This window comes from Actinomadura rudentiformis (assembly GCF_008923185.1).
GTDB lineage: Bacteria > Actinomycetota > Actinomycetes > Streptosporangiales > Streptosporangiaceae > Spirillospora > Spirillospora rudentiformis.
On sequence record NZ_WBMT01000006.1, the window covers coordinates 26,561 to 43,161 of the forward strand.

The 16,601-nt window shown below is 70.4% G+C and carries 17 protein-coding genes and 1 riboswitch; of the genes, 11 read left to right on the forward strand and 6 right to left on the reverse strand.

The features are described 5' to 3' along the window. Positions 1 to 51: 51 nt before the first annotated feature. The 6 genes from whiA to F8566_RS13705 all read left to right on the forward strand — a co-directional run bounded on the left by whiA (position 52) and on the right by F8566_RS13705 (position 5,146). Positions 52 to 1,032 carry a DNA-binding protein WhiA gene (gene whiA, locus F8566_RS13680; protein ID WP_151560597.1) on the forward strand — a complete coding sequence of 327 codons (981 nt, stop codon included), beginning with the start codon at positions 52 to 54 and terminating at the stop codon, positions 1,030 to 1,032. A 184-nt stretch (positions 1,033 to 1,216) separates the two neighbouring features. Next, positions 1,217 to 2,221: a type I glyceraldehyde-3-phosphate dehydrogenase gene (gene gap / locus F8566_RS13685; RefSeq protein WP_151560598.1), complete on the forward strand. Its 1,005-nt coding sequence runs from the start codon at positions 1,217 to 1,219 to the stop codon at positions 2,219 to 2,221. Between the two features lie 75 nt (positions 2,222 to 2,296). After that, a complete protein-coding gene (locus tag F8566_RS13690; RefSeq protein ID WP_151560599.1) occupies positions 2,297 to 3,484 on the forward strand; it encodes a phosphoglycerate kinase in 1,188 nt (395 codons plus the stop codon). A gap of 3 nt (positions 3,485 to 3,487) precedes the next feature. Continuing rightward, entirely contained in the window at positions 3,488 to 4,282 is a 795-nt protein-coding gene (gene tpiA / locus F8566_RS13695) for a triose-phosphate isomerase (RefSeq protein ID WP_151560600.1), read from the forward strand. A 163-nt stretch (positions 4,283 to 4,445) separates the two neighbouring features. Continuing rightward, positions 4,446 to 4,685, forward strand: a complete 240-nt coding sequence (secG, locus tag F8566_RS13700; RefSeq protein WP_151560601.1) for a preprotein translocase subunit SecG — start codon at positions 4,446 to 4,448, stop codon at positions 4,683 to 4,685. Positions 4,686 to 4,771: 86 nt separating this feature from the next. Beyond that, positions 4,772 to 5,146, forward strand: coding sequence for an RNA polymerase-binding protein RbpA (locus F8566_RS13705; RefSeq protein WP_151560602.1), 375 nt, complete (start codon positions 4,772 to 4,774; stop codon positions 5,144 to 5,146). A gap of 169 nt (positions 5,147 to 5,315) precedes the next feature. Here F8566_RS13705 and F8566_RS13710 read toward each other — a convergent pair whose 3' ends face one another. Beyond that, positions 5,316 to 6,650, reverse strand: coding sequence for an acyltransferase family protein (locus tag F8566_RS13710; protein WP_225993148.1), 1,335 nt, complete (start codon positions 6,648 to 6,650; stop codon positions 5,316 to 5,318). 89 nt (positions 6,651 to 6,739) lie between these two features. Continuing rightward, a complete protein-coding gene (locus F8566_RS13715; protein ID WP_225993149.1) occupies positions 6,740 to 7,621 on the reverse strand; it encodes a M23 family metallopeptidase in 882 nt (293 codons plus the stop codon). Positions 7,622 to 7,672: 51 nt separating this feature from the next. Continuing rightward, a riboswitch (ZMP/ZTP riboswitch) is annotated at positions 7,673 to 7,758 on the forward strand. Between the two features lie 58 nt (positions 7,759 to 7,816). On the opposite strand from F8566_RS13715, the gene F8566_RS13720 reads away from it, so the two are divergent. Beyond that, on the forward strand, positions 7,817 to 9,088 hold the full coding sequence (locus F8566_RS13720; protein ID WP_151560603.1) for a serine hydroxymethyltransferase: 1,272 nt from the start codon (positions 7,817 to 7,819) through the stop codon (positions 9,086 to 9,088). A 27-nt stretch (positions 9,089 to 9,115) separates the two neighbouring features. Here the strand turns inward: F8566_RS13720 and F8566_RS13725 are convergent, their stop codons facing one another. Next, positions 9,116 to 9,991, reverse strand: coding sequence for a DUF4429 domain-containing protein (locus tag F8566_RS13725; protein ID WP_151560604.1), 876 nt, complete (start codon positions 9,989 to 9,991; stop codon positions 9,116 to 9,118). Positions 9,992 to 10,001: 10 nt separating this feature from the next. Then, on the reverse strand, positions 10,002 to 10,787 hold the full coding sequence (locus F8566_RS13730) for a class I SAM-dependent methyltransferase (protein ID WP_151560605.1): 786 nt from the start codon (positions 10,785 to 10,787) through the stop codon (positions 10,002 to 10,004). A 199-nt stretch (positions 10,788 to 10,986) separates the two neighbouring features. On the opposite strand from F8566_RS13730, the gene F8566_RS13735 reads away from it, so the two are divergent. From F8566_RS13735 to F8566_RS13745, 3 genes are read left to right on the forward strand one after another with little or no spacing between them, the layout of a single operon-like run. Next, entirely contained in the window at positions 10,987 to 11,676 is a 690-nt protein-coding gene (locus tag F8566_RS13735) for a carboxymuconolactone decarboxylase family protein (RefSeq protein WP_225993150.1), read from the forward strand. Then, entirely contained in the window at positions 11,669 to 12,232 is a 564-nt protein-coding gene (locus F8566_RS13740; RefSeq protein WP_151560606.1) for a GNAT family N-acetyltransferase, read from the forward strand. Before F8566_RS13735 ends, F8566_RS13740 begins: the two co-directional genes overlap by 8 nt. Positions 12,233 to 12,289: 57 nt before the next feature. Continuing rightward, positions 12,290 to 13,717, forward strand: coding sequence for an NAD(P)/FAD-dependent oxidoreductase (locus F8566_RS13745; RefSeq protein WP_151560607.1), 1,428 nt, complete (start codon positions 12,290 to 12,292; stop codon positions 13,715 to 13,717). A 49-nt stretch (positions 13,718 to 13,766) separates the two neighbouring features. On the opposite strand, the gene F8566_RS13750 is transcribed toward F8566_RS13745, so the two are convergent. Together F8566_RS13750 and F8566_RS13755 are read right to left on the reverse strand one after the other, a co-directional pair. Continuing rightward, positions 13,767 to 14,537, reverse strand: coding sequence for an isocitrate lyase/PEP mutase family protein (locus F8566_RS13750; RefSeq protein ID WP_151560608.1), 771 nt, complete (start codon positions 14,535 to 14,537; stop codon positions 13,767 to 13,769). After that, on the reverse strand, positions 14,537 to 15,301 hold the full coding sequence (locus F8566_RS13755; protein ID WP_151560609.1) for a cytochrome P450 family protein: 765 nt from the start codon (positions 15,299 to 15,301) through the stop codon (positions 14,537 to 14,539). The genes F8566_RS13750 and F8566_RS13755 overlap by 1 nt, the downstream gene beginning before the upstream one ends. A 418-nt stretch (positions 15,302 to 15,719) precedes the next feature. Here F8566_RS13755 and F8566_RS13760 point away from each other — a divergent pair, with 418 nt between their 5' ends. Continuing rightward, the gene (locus F8566_RS13760) at positions 15,720 to 16,589 is read left to right on the forward strand and encodes a LysR family transcriptional regulator (RefSeq protein ID WP_151560610.1); all 870 of its coding nucleotides are present in this window, start codon (positions 15,720 to 15,722) and stop codon (positions 16,587 to 16,589) included. Positions 16,590 to 16,601: the final 12 nt, after the last annotated feature.

Below are 16,601 nucleotides of genomic sequence, written 5' to 3' on the forward strand. Positions count from 1 at the left end.
GGGCCACGATCGGCCAGACTGCAGGAAGTTCATTAGGGGGAGGGTTCATCTATGGCGATGACCGGTGTGGTGAAGGACGAGCTGAGCAGGCTGTCCATCATGAAGCCGTGTTGCCGCAAGGCCGAGGTGTCGACACTGCTGCGCTTCGCCGGCGGCCTGCATCTGGTCAGCGGACGCATTGTGATCGAGGCGGAGATCGACACCGGCTCCGCCGCCCGGCGGCTGCGCAAGGACATCGCCGAGGTGTTCGGGCACACGTCGGACGTGGTCGTGCTGGCGCCCAGCGGCCTGCGCAAGGGCAACCGTTACGTCGTTCGGGTGTTCCGGGAGGGCGAGTCCCTGGCCCGGCAGACCGGTCTGATCGACAACAACGGGCGGCCCGTGCGCGGGCTGCCCCGGCACGTGGTCGCGGGGGCGGCCTGCGATGCCGAGTCCGCTTGGCGCGGCGCGTTCCTCGCGCACGGGTCGCTCACCGAGCCCGGCCGTTCGATGTCGCTGGAGGTCACCTGCCCGGGGCCCGAGGCCGCGCTCGCCCTGGTCGGCGCCGCCCGCCGGCTCAAGATCCACGCCAAGGCGCGGGAGGTGCGCGGGGTCGACCGGGTCGTGGTCCGGGACGGCGACGCGATCAGCGCGCTGCTCACCCGGCTCGGCGCGCACGACAGCGTGCTGGCCTGGGAGGAGCGGCGGATGCGCCGCGAGGTCCGGGCCACCGCCAACCGGCTGGCCAACTTCGACGACGCCAACCTGCGCCGCTCCGCCCGCGCCGCCGTCGCGGCCGGCGCCCGGGTCGCCCGCGCGCTGGAGATCCTCGGCGACGACGCCCCCGAGCACCTGGTCAACGCCGGCCGGCTGCGCCTGGAGCACAAGCAGGCCTCGCTGGAGGAGCTCGGCCAGCTCGCCGACCCGCCGCTCACCAAGGACGCGATCGCGGGCCGTATAAGGCGTCTGCTGGCCATGGCCGACAAGCGCGCCCAGGACCAGGGCGTCCCCGGCACCGAAGCCAACCTGACAGCCGACATGCTGTCGCCCTGACCCGGTCTTCTGTGGTGATTTCTTCGCAGGCCGGATCCCCCGAGCGGGGGAGGGGGAATCACTCGGTAGATCACACGCCGCCGGTGGCGATGTGCGGGTCCCGGGTTCGGTAGGGTCGCAGATGGAGGGGCCGGGCGGCTTCTCTGCAGCATGCTGGACTTCGACGTACGAGGAGTGTCGTTCCGTGACCATCCGAGTAGGCATCAACGGGTTCGGCCGCATCGGCCGTAACTTCTTCCGCGCGGTCAAGGCGAGCGGGGCCGACGTCGAGATCGTGGCGGTCAACGACCTGACCGACAACCAGACCCTCGCCACGCTGCTCAAGTACGACAGCATCCTTGGCCGCTTCCCCGAGGAGGTCACCGCCACCGCCGACGAGATCATCGTGGGCGGCAAGGCGATCAAGGCCTTCGAGGAGCGCGACCCGGCCAACCTCAAGTGGGGTGACCTGGGCATCGACATCGTGGTCGAGTCGACGGGCTTCTTCACCGACGGCAAGAAGGCCAAGGTGCACGCCGACAACGGCGCCAAGAAGGTCATCATCTCCGCGCCGGCCAAGAACGAGGACATCACCCTCGTCCTGGGCGCCAACGAGGACAAGTACGACCCGGCGGCCCACACGGTGATCTCCAACGCGTCCTGCACCACCAACTGCCTGGCCCCGCTGGCCAAGGTGCTGCACGACAACTTCGTCATCGAAAAGGGCCTGATGACGACGATCCACGCGTACACCCAGGACCAGAACCTCCAGGACGCCCCGCACAAGGACCTGCGGCGCGCCCGCGCGGCGGCGCTGAACGTGGTGCCGACCTCCACGGGCGCCGCCAAGGCCATCGGCCTCGTGCTGCCCGAGCTCAACGGCAAGCTCGACGGTTACGCGCTGCGCGTCCCGGTGCCGACCGGCTCGGCCACGGACCTGACGGCGACCCTTGGGCAGGACGTCACGGTGGACGAGGTCAACGCCGCGTTCAAGGCCGCCGCCGAGGGGCCGCTGAAGGGCTACCTGACCTACACCGAGGACCCGATCGTGTCCTCCGACATCGTCACCGACCCGGCTTCCTGCATCTTCGACTCCGGGCTGACCAAGGTCATCGGCAACCAGGTGAAGGTCGTCGGCTGGTACGACAACGAGTGGGGCTACTCCAACCGCCTCGTCGACCTCGTCAAGCTCGTCGGCAGCAGCCTCTAGCCTCTCCGTTCCGCCGTGATCACGTGTCGCCGCGTGATCACGGCGGCGTCGTCTTCCGGAAGGACACGCGTTTCGATGCGCACCATTGACGATCTCGACGTCGCCGGGAAGCGGGTGCTGGTCCGCGCGGACCTCAACGTTCCCCTGCAGGACGGGAAGATCACCGACGACGGCCGGATCCGGGCCAGCGTGCCGACGATCACGGCGCTGCGGGAGAAGGGCGCCAAGGTCATCGTCTGCGCCCACCTCGGCCGTCCCAAGGGCGAGGTGAAACCCGAGTTCTCGCTCGCCCCGGTGGCGGGGCGGCTCGGCGAGCTGCTCGGCGCCGACGTCACGTTCGCCGCGGATGTGGTGGGCGACTCCGCGCAGGCCACGGTGAGCGGCCTCGCCGACGGCCAGGTGGCGTTGCTGGAGAACCTCCGCTTCGAGGCGGGGGAGACCAGCAAGGACGACGCCGAGCGGGGGGAGTTCGCCGACCGGCTGGCCGCCCTCGCCGAGGTGTACGTGGGCGACGGCTTCGGCGCGGTGCACCGCAAGCACGCCAGCGTCTACGACGTCCCCCAGCGGATCCCGCACGCGGCCGGCGGTCTGATCGCCACCGAGGTCGCGGTCCTGAAGAAGCTCACCGAGGAGGTCGAACGCCCGTACGCGGTGGTGCTCGGCGGCTCCAAGGTCTCCGACAAGCTCGGCGTGATCGACAACCTGCTGGGCAAGGCCGACCGCATCCTCATCGGCGGCGGCATGGTCTTCACGTTCCTCAAGGCCCAGGGGCACGAGGTCGGCAAGAGCCTGCTCGAAGAGGACCAGCTCGACACCGTCCGTGACTACCTGCGCCGGGCGGAGGAGGCGGGCGTGGAGTTCGTGTTGCCGGTCGACATCGTCGCCGCCACGGCCTTCGCCGCCGACGCCGACCACGACGTGGTGGCCGCCGACGCCATCCCGGCGGACCGGCTCGGGCTCGACATCGGCCCCGAGTCCGGGAAGCTGTTCGCGTCGCGGCTGGCCGGGACCAGGACGGTGTTCTGGAACGGCCCGATGGGCGTCTTCGAGATGGAGCCCTACTCCCACGGCACCCGCGCCGTCGCGCAGGGCCTGATCGACTCCGGCGCGTTCACCGTCGTCGGCGGCGGCGACTCCGCTGCGGCCGTGCGGACCCTCGGCTTCGACGAGAACGCCTTCTCCCACATCTCCACCGGCGGCGGCGCCAGCCTCGAGTACCTCGAAGGCAAGACGCTGCCCGGCCTGCAGGTTCTGGAGGACTGAACCATGGCTCCCAAGGCCCCTTCCCGCAAGCCGGTGATGGCCGGCAACTGGAAGATGAACTGCAACCACCTCGAGGCGATCGCGCTGGTCCAGAAGCTCGCGTTCGGTCTCAAGGAGGCCGACCACGAGGCCGTCGACGTGGTCGTCGTGCCGCCCTACACCGACATCCGCTCGGTGCAGACGCTGGTGGACGCCGACCGGCTCCAGATCCAGTACGGCGCGCAGGACATCTCCCAGCACGCGTCCGGCGCGTACACCGGCGAGATCTCCGGCGCGATGCTGGCCAAGCTGGGCTGCTCGTACGTGGTGATCGGCCACTCCGAGCGCCGCCAGTACCACCACGAGGACGACGCGCTGGTCAACGCCAAGGTGAAGGCGGCCTTCGCCAACGAGCTGACGCCGATCATGTGCGTCGGCGAGGGCCTGGAGGTCCGCCGGGCCGGCGAGCAGGTCGCCCACACCCTGGCCCAGGTCGACGGCGGGCTGGAGAAGATCCCCGCCGACCAGGCCAGGACGATCGTGATCGCGTACGAGCCCGTGTGGGCCATCGGCACCGGTGAGGTCGCCACCCCGCAGGACGCCCAGGAGGTCTGCGGCGCGATCCGGGCGCGGCTCGCCGAGCTGTATGACGGCGAGATCGCCGATTCCGTACGTATCCTGTACGGAGGGTCGGTGAAGGGCGCCAACATCGCCGGGATCATGGCCCAGCCCGATGTGGACGGGGCACTGGTCGGAGGTGCCAGCCTCGACCCGGGTGAGTTCGTCAAGATCTGCCGGTACCGGGACCTGCCCGTCTGATCAATTCTGATCAATTCGGCGACGACATGGGGGTTCTTGACGAACCAGCGAAGAGTTCGTCGTACCCTTCGTAGCTGACGGGTAAACCGCCCGGCTCGTTCCTCCGTCCTTGAATACGACAAGCCCCGCGTCAGCGGGGGTGGCCAGAAGAGGCGCAACTGCAGTGATTCTCGCAACGTCCATCGTGCTCATCCTCACGAGCCTGCTGATGGTGGTCCTCGTCCTGATGCACAAGGGCAAGGGCGGCGGCCTGTCCGACATGTTCGGCGGCGGCGTGTCGTCCTCGCTGGGCGGCTCGTCGGTGGTGGAGCGCAACCTCGACCGGCTGACGATCGGCACGGGCGTGATCTGGTTCGCCTCGATCATCGTCCTCGGGCTGTTGTTCAAGAGCAAGGGCGCCTGAGCCGAGCAGGCAGGCGACACACGAACGATCGCCGCTCTGGCCGGGGTCAGGCGGGCGGCAGCGGAACATTGAGCGAGGAGTAGTCCGTGGGTAGTGGCAACGCGATTCGGGGCAGCCGTGTCGGGGCAGGGCCGATGGGAGAGGCCGAGCGCGGGGATGCGGCCCCCCGCGTCTGGGTGACCTTCTACTGCGCCAACCGGCACGAGACCCGCCCCAGCTTCGCGACGGACGTCGCGGTGCCCGACACGTGGGATTGCCCGCGCTGCGGGTTTCCGGCGGGCCAGGATTCCGACAACCCCCCCGCTCCGCCCAAGACGGAGCCCTACAAGACGCACCTGGCGTACGTGAAGGAGCGTCGCAGCGACGAGGACGGCGAGGCCATCCTTGAGGAGGCCCTGGCCAAGCTGCGCCAGAAGCGCGCCGCCGTCAAGGCCGCCATGGAGGCCGCCGCACGCGTCTGAGGCCCGGCCGCCGGCCTCCGAGACCGGCGGACGCCCGGACGCGGCGCAGACATCGCGCACAGACACAGCAGGGTCCGGCCCCCGATCGGGGGCCGGACCCTGCTGTCGTTTCCGGAGTCGGTCGTTCCGGAGTCATCGACCGCTCGAAGGCCCGCGGCGGCCGGCGAGATCAAGGGCCGACGGAGGCCAGTGCTGGTTCGGGGGTCTCTCGGGACGCGGGTGGCCTGGTCGGTGTGGCGGAGGGCTCGGCCCGGCGGGCCAGGCGGCGGCCCAGGCGCTGGGCGGGGGCCTCCACGAGACGCTGGGTGAGGTGCGACAGGGGGAGCAGCACGGCGACGAACGCGAACATCAGGAACGGTCGGTGGGCGGGGGACCGTCCCACGATCTCCTCCAGGACCACCAGGACCACCGGGTGCAGCAGGTAGACCGAGTAACTGATCACACCCAGCCAGATCAGGATCCGGGGCATGGAGCGGTGGCGGAGCGCGTACCCGATCGCGAAGACGACGGCAGCCACCAGGACGGCGGAGACCCAGGCGCGCCGGACGGCCCAGTCGGTGGTCTCAGGACTCCAGGCGTTCAGCCGCGTCATGCCGAGCAGGCAGGCCACTCCGGTCACCGCGGCGGCTGTGAGCGCGGCCGAGCGCCATCGGATCTGGCCCTGCTCGGCCCGGTGCAGCGCGGTGCCGGTGAACATGACCGCAAGGATGATCAACCCCTCCCAGGCCGGGATGCGGGCGTTGAACAGCAGGAGCGCGATGGCCACCGCCCCGCCGAGGAACGCGCCCGCCCGGCGCATTCCCGGGTTTCGCGAGCAGGCGAGGGCGATGGCGGTGGCGACGGTGATGGCGGTGCCGAGCACGACCGGGGTGACTCCGGCGCGGGCGGCCAGCGCCATGCTGGGGAGCGTGCCCGCGAGGACCAGGGCGCCGACGGTGAGGCCCAGCGCGATGCCGGTCGACCGCCGGTGGAACCCGGCCGTGAAGAACGCGACGGCCAGGAGGTAGAACGCCATCTCGTACGACAGGGTCCACATCACGGTGAGCGCGCTCGGCACCGCGAGGAGATCCTGCAACATCGTCAGATGGGACGTCACCACGGCGAGCGGGTCGTACGCGTCGCCGAGACTGCCCGGGAGCACGGCGACCGAGGCCGCCTCCAGCATCAGGACCGCGCCCAGCGCCACCAGAAGGAGCGGGTAGATCCGGAAGGCCCGGCTGATCCAGAACCGGCGGAGCGAACCGGTGCGCTCCAGCGAGGCCGGAATGATGTAGCCGCTGACAAGGAAGAAGACCAGGACGCCTGCCAATCCCGGGTCGAACCACGCGAGCACGTCCTCATGGAAGGACGGCGTGAACCGTGCCGTACCGTGATGGAAGGCCACGGTGAGCGCCGCGAGACCGCGCAGGGCGTCCAGCCAGCCGAGCCGCACGGCACCCGGTCGGACGGGCTCAGGCGCCACGGCTACCGGGACAGGTGAGGCGGGATGTCCGGTTTTGGTCATCCAGGGACCCTAGTGGCACCGGAGACGTGCCCGAGCCCCATTCTCACGATTTCATTGAAATTTAATCACTTTCTTATTGCGGCTCGGTCTCAGGGTGCCGTGGTGCGGTCGGTGGTGACCACGGTGAACGGGTGGCCGCAGCCCGGTACGCCGCGCTGCTCCTCTCCGCCGACCTCGTAGCGCTCGAAGACGAAGGGCGCGCCGTTGGCGATCAAGGGCCGGGGCTGGTCCATCAGCTGGAAGTGAAGGTGCGGCTCGGAGGTGTTGCCCGAGTTGCCGCAGTCGGCGATGTGCTCGCCGGCCCGGACGCGCTGACCGCGCCTGACCCTGATCGAGCCGCGCTTGAGATGGGCGAACGCCGCGTACGTGCCGTCGCCGAGGTCGAGGATCACATGGTTGCCGATGATGAGGCGGGAACCGCCGAGTTCGCGCAGCAAGCCCTCGATGATCAGGTACGGCAGCGTGATCCACGAGTTGCGGCTCCAGTGATCGCGCTGCCACCCCGAGGTCCGGACCACCGTCCCGTCGGCGGGTGCGAAGACCGGCTGCCCGAAGCCCGGAAAGCTGACGGGGCGCCGTGCGGGCGGCCAGGCGCGCATCCCCGACCAGTCGCTCTCCTCGTCCTCGTGGTGGACGAGATCGATGGCATAGGTCTGCCCGTAGGCGTCGACGCCATGGCTGGGCACCTTGTCCGCAGGGCTGTTCACCGGGACCCAGCGCCCGCGTACCGGCGCCTGGACGGCCCGCGGCTCCCCGGCGGTGACCGGCGCGCTCGCGGGCCTGCCCCGGAACGCCTCCGGGCCGATCCTGGACGGGTTGACGGCCATCAGCCCGTACCCGGTGACGAACAGGAGCAGTGCGGCCACCATCACCCACCAGGCGTCGTGCAGGAACAGCGACAGGCCGAGGACGGCGCCGAGCAGGATCATCAGTGTCCGGTAGCGGGCGGCGTGCAGGGCGAGGGTCCTCATGGCTCCAGGGTACGCTTTTCCGGAATTCCGTCAATCCGGGCTGCGTTATGCTGGCGGCCACGCGACTGGCGCAGTCAAGGTGGAGCAACCACCGGGGAGCGAAGACCGTCCGCACACCGCGCGCCTGGGTGTACGGGTCCCTCAACCGGGGGTTCCCGACACGAGCCCCGGGTGTGATTCAGCGCGGAGGTTGTCATGCATCAGCCGTCCCTTCCCCATCTGCACGACCAGGATCCCGACATCGCCGGGCTGGTCGAGGCCGAGGCCCGCCGCCAGTACGAGAAGATCCGCCTCATCGCCTCGGAGAACTACGTCTCGCCCGCGGTCCTGGAGGCCACTGGCTCGGTCCTCACCAACAAGTACTCCGAGGGCTACGCGGGCCGCCGCTACTACGAGGGCCAGCAGAACGTCGACCCGATCGAGCTCCTCGCGATCGAGCGCGCGAAGGCCCTCTTCGGCGTCGAGCACGCCAACGTGCAGCCGTACTCCGGCTCGCCCGCCAACCTCGCGGTCTACATGGCGTTCCTGGACCCGGGCGACAAGGTGATGGGCCTGTCACTGCCGATGGGCGGCCACCTCACCCACGGCTGGTCGGTGTCGGCCACCGGCAAGTGGTTCACGCCCGTGCGCTACGACGTGCGCGCCGACACGGGCCGCGTCGACATGGACCAGGTCCGGGACCTGGCGCTGAAAGAGCGGCCCAAGCTGATCTGGTGCGGCGGCACCGCGATCCCGCGCACCATCGACTTCCCCGCGTTCGCCGAGATCGCGCGGGAGGCGGGCGCCGTGCTCGCCGCCGACATCGCCCACATCGCCGGGCTGATCGCCGGTGGTGCGCACCCGTCGCCGGTCGGGCACGCCGAGGTCATCTCCACCACCACGCACAAGACGCTGCGCGGGCCGCGCGGCGCGATGGTCATGTCCACGGCGGAGCACGCCAAGGCGATCGACAAGGCGGTCTTCCCCGGTCTCCAGGGCGGCCCGCACGACCACACCACCGCCGCGATCGCGGTCGCGCTCAAGGAGGCCGCGCAGCCGGAGTTCGCCGACTACGCCAGCCAGATCGTGGCGAACGCCCGCGCGCTCGCGGACGCCCTGCTCGAACGCGGCTATGACCTGGTGTCGGGCGGCACCGACAACCACCTGATCCTCATCGACCTGACGAACAAGGGGGTCGCCGGCAAGCCCGCCGCGCAGGCCCTCGACCGCGCCGGGATCGAGCTCAACTACAACGCGGTGCCGTTCGACCCGCGCAAGCCGTTCGACCCGTCCGGCCTGCGCCTGGGCACCAGCTCGATCACCACCCGCGGCCTGACCGAGCAGCAGATGCCGCAACTGGCCGCCTGGATCGACGAGGTCGTGCAGGCCACCGCCAAGGACGACGAGGCCGTGCTGGCACGGATCGCCGACCAGGTGCGCGAGCTGCTCGCGGGCTACCCGATGCCCGGCTGGGCGCCGACGCCGTAGCGACGCCGTGACGCCGCTCCGCCGATCTCAGAAACGGCGGAGCAGCGCTTGCTTGGCCGTGGCGAACTCCTCGTCGTTCAAGATGCCCTCCTTGTGGAGCGCGCCGAGTTCGCGGAGCCGCCGCAGCAAGGTGTCGTGATCCTCGCCCGGAGCCTCCGCCTGCGCGGGCTCCGGGCTCGGCGCCTCGATCTCGGCCGGTGGTGCGGCCGGATGCGGCAGGCGCGCCACGACGGCGGCCGCCACCAGCGCGGTCAGGCCGCCCTCCTTCTGGATGCCCCACGCGATGCACTGGGGGTCCTCCTCGGCCGTGAGCCTGGAGTCGCCCGACTTGAGCCGGAAGCGGAGGCAGCCATACCCCATCCCGGACTGCGGCGCCCACTCCACACCGGCGATCTCCGCGAGCTCGAACAGCTGCGGGCCCGCCTCCTCCTTCTTCGAGTTCGCCATCCAGTTGAACTCGAGGCGGACGCGCTCGCCGTCGAACGAGGCCGTCCCGTCGCCCGCCGAGGCGCTCACCGGCACCGGCGGCCCGGGCATGAGGTAGCGGTCGCACGGTCCGTCCGGCACTTGTTCGAGGAGGAGCGCGTTGCGCACCTCGTCGACGAGGTACTCGGCCACGCCCGCGCGCCCGCCGTCCACCGACAGCCGGTACGGATCGGCGGCGGAGTCGGCGAGGCCGCCCGCGACGGCCTGGCTGAACGGATCCGCGGCGGCGCGCAGTCTGAGCCGCAGCCGCCCGCCCTTGCGGCCCGGCTCGAACGCCATGCCGGCCACCGCCTCCAGCGGCACGACCAACTCGCCGAGCGCCTTGCGCAGTTTGTGCACCCCCCGATCACGGCCGGGGACGATGCGGAGCACGTCACCGTCGAACGTCCACGTGCCGTCGCGCGCAATGACCTCCATGGACGGAATCCTAGGACGGCTCGGCGCGCCGGAGAACGGTGATCATCCGCCAGGCCTCCGGGTCGGTCAGTCCGACCTCGCCGAAATCCCCGTACTGCGCCACCACTTCCAGCGTGCCGGACAGGCGGATCGCGGCGCTGAGCTCCGTCGCCGTCCAGAACCGGTAGGGCACGACGTCGCGGATCACCCGCGGCGTGCGGCCGCCTTCGGCGATCGTCATCGTGACATGGTCGTCGGCGACCTGCGTGACGGGATCGAGCCGGTCCGACGGCTCGCCCCAGCGGACGGTGGCGTGCACGCCGTCGCGGTCCACCGTCCAGGCCGTTCCCACGCTGGGCTCGTCGGTGAGCCGGTCCTTGGGATGCGACATCTCCACGACGTAGAGCCCGCCGTCCGCGAGGTGCGCGGCGGCACGGCCGAGATGGGCCGTGAACGCGTCGAGCGTCATCAGGTGGGACGTGGAGTCGAGCATGGTGACGACCAGGTCGAACCGGCGGCCGAGATCGAAGGCGGTCATGTCAGCCCGCACCACCTCGATCTCCAAGCCGGCGAGCTTGGCCTGCTCGGCGGCGTACGCGCACATCGCCGGGTTGAGGTCCAGCGCGGTCGCCCGGATCCCGCGCCGGGCGAGCTCGCGGGCGTGCTCGGCCGGTCCGGCGGCCAGTTCGAGCGCGGTCCCGGCCGGCGTGCCCGAGTGCTCCGCGCACCAGGACAGGAGGACGTCCACCTCGGCGGGCACATCACGGAACGAGCAGGCCAGCTCATAGGCCCACGGGTCGTCATAGATGCCGGTCACCGGGCCATCCTCCCAGTCCCGCCGGGCTGAGCCGTCCACGAGCGCGGAGGGGTGTGTTATCTGGCAGATGGTGCCTTGGCGCGTACATCACTCGCGTTCGCCCGTCGCTGTTACGGAATGGCTACGTCACCATGAGCTGACGGTTTCACCTTTCGGGACGGGGTTGAGGCGCGTCCTCCGACCGCATACCGTGCCGTAAGTGATCGACCCGCTGAGTGGTGATGACGTCAACGAGCAACCCGTGACCACCGGCCGACCCGCCCGGCTGCCGCTCCTGCCGCCGGGAATGCTGAGCGACGAACAACGCGAGGTCTACGACGCCGTGCGCGGCGGTCCGCGGAGCGGGCGGGCACCGGTCTTCCGGTTCGTGGACGACGACGGGCATCTCCTCGGCCCGTTCAACGCCATGCTCTACAGCCCCGCGGTCGGCGGCCCGCTGCAGGAGCTCGGCGCGGCGCTGCGCTTCCAGAGCTCGTTCACCAAGCGCGAGCGTGAGATCGCGACCCTGGTGGTGGCCGAGCACTGGCGCTCGGACTTCGAGTGGTACGCGCACGAGAGGGTCGGCCGCCGGGCCGGCCTGACCGAGGACGAGCTCGACGCGCTGCGCGAGGGCCGCGCGCCGATGCTGGCCGACGTGCGCGAGCGGGTGGTGTACGAGGCGGCCCGGCAGCTCACCGCCGAACGTGACCTCGGCGACGCGCTCTACACCGAGGCGGTCGCGACGCTGGGCCGTTCCGCCCTCGTCGAGCTGGTCACCCTGGTCGGTTACTACGCGGCACTGGCGCTGCAGTTGCGTGTGTTCCGGGCGGGCGTGCCGGAGGGTGAGCCCGCCCCGGTCTGGAAGGAACCCGGACCGGCCCCCGAGTGGAGAGAGCGTGGGCATGAGTGACGGCGTGATCTTTGGCGATGACGTGCTGCGCACCGACCGGCTGGCGCTGCACCCGGTCAGCATGAGCGATCACAGCGCGCTGCTGGCGCACTGGACCGGCCCGCTCGTACGCCGGTACCTCTTCGACGACAAGACGCTCTCGGCCCTGGAGGTCACCGAGATCATCGCGGCCAGCCAGCGGGACTTCGCCACGGAGGGCTACGGGCTGTGGGCGCTCCGGGCGGCCGCACGCGGCGACGCGATCGACGGCGTGCCGCCCGCGAGCACGCTCGTCGGGGTCGCGGGGCTGCGCGGCCATGGCGCCGACGTCGAGATCGTCTACAGCCTCGAACCCGACCGGTGGGGGCAGGGACTCGCGGAGGAGGCGTCGCGCGCCGTGCTGGACTACGCGTTCGACGTGCTCCAGCTGCGCCGGGTCACCGCCGAGATCGACGCGGCCAACGGATCCTCGGCCGAGCTGGCCGAACGGCTGGGCATGCGCCCGCACGGCGACCCCGGGCACTACCAGGCCGAACGTGTCAGCTGGCACGGATCACGGCATTCCATCGACGCATGACGACTGATCCAGTGCTACGTGATGCCTCTGGGAGGCTGATTACGCCAGTATGAGGGCATGAGTCCGACTCCACCCCCCGCGCCGCGTTCCGACGACCACGTCAACGGCGAGGTCTCGTACTGGTTCCGGGAGGGAGGCGTGCCCACGCCGGGCTCACACCTGTCGGGCGCGCGCGCCTGCGACGTCTGCATCGTGGGTGCCGGTTACACCGGCCTATGGACCGCGTACTACCTCAAGCGCGCGCGGCCGGATCTGCACATCGTCGTGCTGGAGAAGGAGTTCGCCGGATTCGGCGCGTCCGGGCGCAACGGCGGTTGGGTGGTGGGCGAGCTCGCCGGATCCCGCGAGGGTTACGCCCGGCGGCACGGCCGGGAGGCGACGGTGGCTCTGCAGCGAGCCATGTTCGACGCCGTGGACGAGGTCGTCCGGGTCGCGGCCAAGGAGGGCATCGACGCGGACGTGGTCAAGGGCGGCGTCCTGACGGTCGCCCGCAACGAGGCCCAGCGCGCCCGCCTCACCGCCCTGGTGAGGAACGCCCGCGAATGGGGCTGGACCGAGGACGACCTCATCGTGACCGGGCTTGGCGACCGGATCCAGGTCGAGGGCGCGGTCGGCTCGGTCTGGAGCCCGCACTGCGCCCGCGTCCAACCGGCGGCGCTGGCACGCGGACTGGCCCGCGTCGTCCGTGACCTGGGTGTAGAGATCTTCGAGCGCACCCCGGTGATCAGGATCCGCCCGCGCACGGCCCATGTGCCCCCGTCCGCCACGACGCCCTACGGCACCGTCACCGCCGACCACGTCATCCGCGCCACCGAGGGCTTCACCGCAGCCCTCCCCGGGCACCGCCGCGACTGGCTGCCCATGAACAGCTCGATGATCGTGACCACCCCCCTTGCCGAAGACGTCTGGGCGCGCCTCGGCTGGGAGAACGGCGAGCTCCTCGGCGACATGGCCCACTACTACATGTACGCCCAGCGGACCGCCGACGGCCGCATCGCGTTCGGCGGCCGAGGCAGGCCCTATCGCTACGGGTCGCGGATCGACGACGGAGGCCGCACCCAGCCGCAGACCATCGACCTCCTGTGGCGGATGCTCACCGAGATGTTCCCGGCCGTGGCCGGCAAGGGAGAGGTGGCCCACTCCTGGTCGGGCGTGCTCGGCGTCCCGCGTGACTGGTGCTCGACCGTCGTGGTGGACCACGAGTCCGGCCTCGGCCATGCGGGGGGCTACACGGGCCACGGCGTGGCGACCGCCAACCTCGCGGGACGCACCCTCCGCGATCTCATCCTGCGCGAGGACACCGACCTCACCGCGCTGCCCTGGGTGAACTGGCGCGTGCGCCGCTGGGAGCCCGAGCCCCTCCGCTGGCTCGGCGTCCAGGCGATGTACGCCCTCTACCGCGCCGCCGACGCCCGGGAGTCGGCCTCGAACTCCGCACGCACCTCACTCCTGGCCCACGCAGCCGACACCATAACGGGACACTGACGCCATGGCCCCGGAATACGCGCTCAACCTCGTCGACAAGCTGGAAGACCTACGCCCCGTCCTCCAGGAGTGACTGGACGTCGGCGTACGAGGGGACTGGGCGGCCGGCCGGCTTTCCCGCAACGCTGAGGGCGGTGTTGACCGTCGCCTGGAGGGACGTGCGGTAGAGCAACGACCCGCAGCTCACCCGTTTGACGCCCAGCTCGCCCAGGCGTGCGAAGTCGGTGCGCCCCGGCAGGTGCAGGACGTTCAGCGGGAGGGGGATCCCCTCAACCAGGACACGCACGTCGTCGTCCTCGGCGGCACCCGGTACGAAGATGCCGTCCGCGCCCGCGTCGGCGTATGCGTTGGCCCGTCCGAGCGTCTCATCAAGGGAGCCCTTGCCGAGCCAGAAGAGGTCCGTCCGTGCGTTCAGGAAGACCCCCGGCGCGGTCGCCTTGACGGCCTCGATCATCGCGACCTGGTGGTCGATCGGCCTCAGCGTTCCATCGGCGTATCCGTCTTCGAGGTTGACACCGGCGATGCCGTACGAGGCCAGCTCGCTGACCAGCGCACCCACATCGTCCGGGCGCTCGGAGTAGCCGCCCTCCAGGTCCACGGTGACCGGGACCGGCAGGCGAGCCAGGCGCCGCGCCAAGACAACGGTCTCCTCCTTGGTGTCGCCCGAGGCGTCGGGCTTCCCGGCCACTCCCGCGACCCCGAGGCTCGTCGTGCCGATGGCAGGGAAGCCGGCCTCAGCCAGGAGCGCCCCACTGGCGAAGTCCCAGGCGTTCGGCAGAAGCAGCGGCTCATCGCCGTGGTGCAAGGCGTGGAAGCGCATCAGTCGTTCTCCTTTGCGCGGAGGGCGTCGAGGACGCCTGCGGCTAGCTGGACGGCATGGTGGGCACCGGGACACGGGCGTCTGCCTGCGCCGAAGGTCAGGTGCGGGGAGCGTTCCAGGTTGGCCACCGTGATGTTGAGCGTCACGGGGATGCCGTGGGGGTCCAGGCGGCGGAGGGCGGGAACGGGCGGGTCGAAGCGGAGGGTGTCGATGATGGTCGACTCGCTGTCCGCGCAGGTGCGGGTTGCGGCCTTGGCGATCAGGGTGGCGGTCGCCTCGCAGGACTGCATGAGGATCGCGATGCGGTTGGCGATCTCCTCGTCGGAGCCGGGGGAGAGGAGCTCGACGAGGATCGCCACGGCTCTGTCGGCCGCCTCTGGTTGATCGGTGCCTGTCAGGTAGACGGCTGCCACCACGGGGACGTTCTTGATCAAGGTGTCCAGTTCGGTCACGCCGAGGGCGCGTCCCAGCACGGCGGTGGGGACGGCGCGGGCTACGGCGGCGACGCGGTCGTGCGGGGAGGTCTTCAGGATGGTCGTAGCGCGTTCATGGGCTTCTCGGCGCAGGGCCGCCGGGTCCATCTGCGCCAGCTGTTCGATCACGATGGCCAGGCGACGGTCGTGGTCTTCGCCCTCGCTGAACCTGCACACGTTCTGGCGCAGCCATTGCAGCGTGCCGCGCAGGGCGTGGCCCGGGACCGGCGGGACGGTATAGCGATCATCGGACAACACGGCCGCGATGTCGGCGTGGGCTCGGATCTCCATGATCTGAAGGTAGGGCGGAGTCGCTTCGACGCCGGGCGAAGTGTCCAAAGTGCTGGCACTCCGCGAATAGTTTTAGGAAATCCTCAATCTTGCTTGCTGTTCGAAGCCGGTAGTGCGCCTTTCGATGGCGGTTCACGTCCACGGCGGTGCGGTTCACCGCCGTGGACGCGGTGACGGCATTGGCGCACGCCTGTCACTAGTAGCTGGCGAACGGGTAGTGGTCCGCTCTGGCGAGATCTCGGGCGAAGGCCTTCACCTGGAGAGCCCGCCTTGCCAAGTAGCGGGTCACAGGTGATCGATTGGGTCCGTACGCGGCGGACCACAGGACGGGTACGCGGTTCATGCCTTCAGCGTGGCTCCCGTCCGGGCCATCGGTCCAACACATCATTTCGCTACCAGCCATCGCTAACGTAGATGGATGGAGATGCGGCAACTTCGCCATTTCGTGGCGGTCGCGACGCACGGCAGCTTCACAGCGGCGGCGCGCGCGGAGCTGATCGTTCAGTCGGCGCTGAGCACGTCGATCCGCAAGCTGGAACAGGATCTCGGCGCGGACCTCTTCGACCGCACTGGGCGGCGGCCGGTGCTCACACCCGCCGGGGAGGCCTTCCTCCCGGCGGCGCGGGCGCTCCTGGCCGACGCGACGGCGGCGCGCGAGGCGGTCGCGGCGGTGACCGGGCTCGAGACGGGGCGTGTCGCGATCGGCACCTTCCAGACACTGACCCGGGTCGATCTGGCCGCGGAGCTCGCCGCGTTCCACCTCAAATGGCCGGGCGTCCAGATCTCGGTGCACGAGGCGCCGGTCGGTGAGCTGGTCGATCGCCTGCTGGCGAGGGAGCTGGACCTGGCCTATCTTGCGGCGGCGGGCCCGACCGTTCCGGAAGGGCTGACCGCGTTCGGCGCCTGGGAGGAGGAGCTCGTCCTGGTCACGCCGCCCGGCCACCGGCTCGCCGGTGCCGGTCGTGCGCTCTTCTCCGACCTGACCGACGAACACTTCGTCGACTTCCGCGCAGGGACCGGTCTGGAGGTGGCCGTACGCCGGCTGGCCGCCAGTTGCGGTCTGGATCGGCACATCACCTGCGAGGTCACCCAGATCAGGCTGCTGGTCGAGCTCGTGAGGGCCGGCATCGGGATCGCGATCGTCCCGCGCCTCGTGGGGGAGCGGGCCGGGCTTCCCTGCCTCACGATCCGCCAGCCCGATCCCGCCCGTACGACGGTCCTCGTGGGCCGCAGCCCCCAGCCGGCGAACCCGGCCGCCGCCGCCCTCCTGGATCATCTGACCTCGTAAGTGCTTGGATAC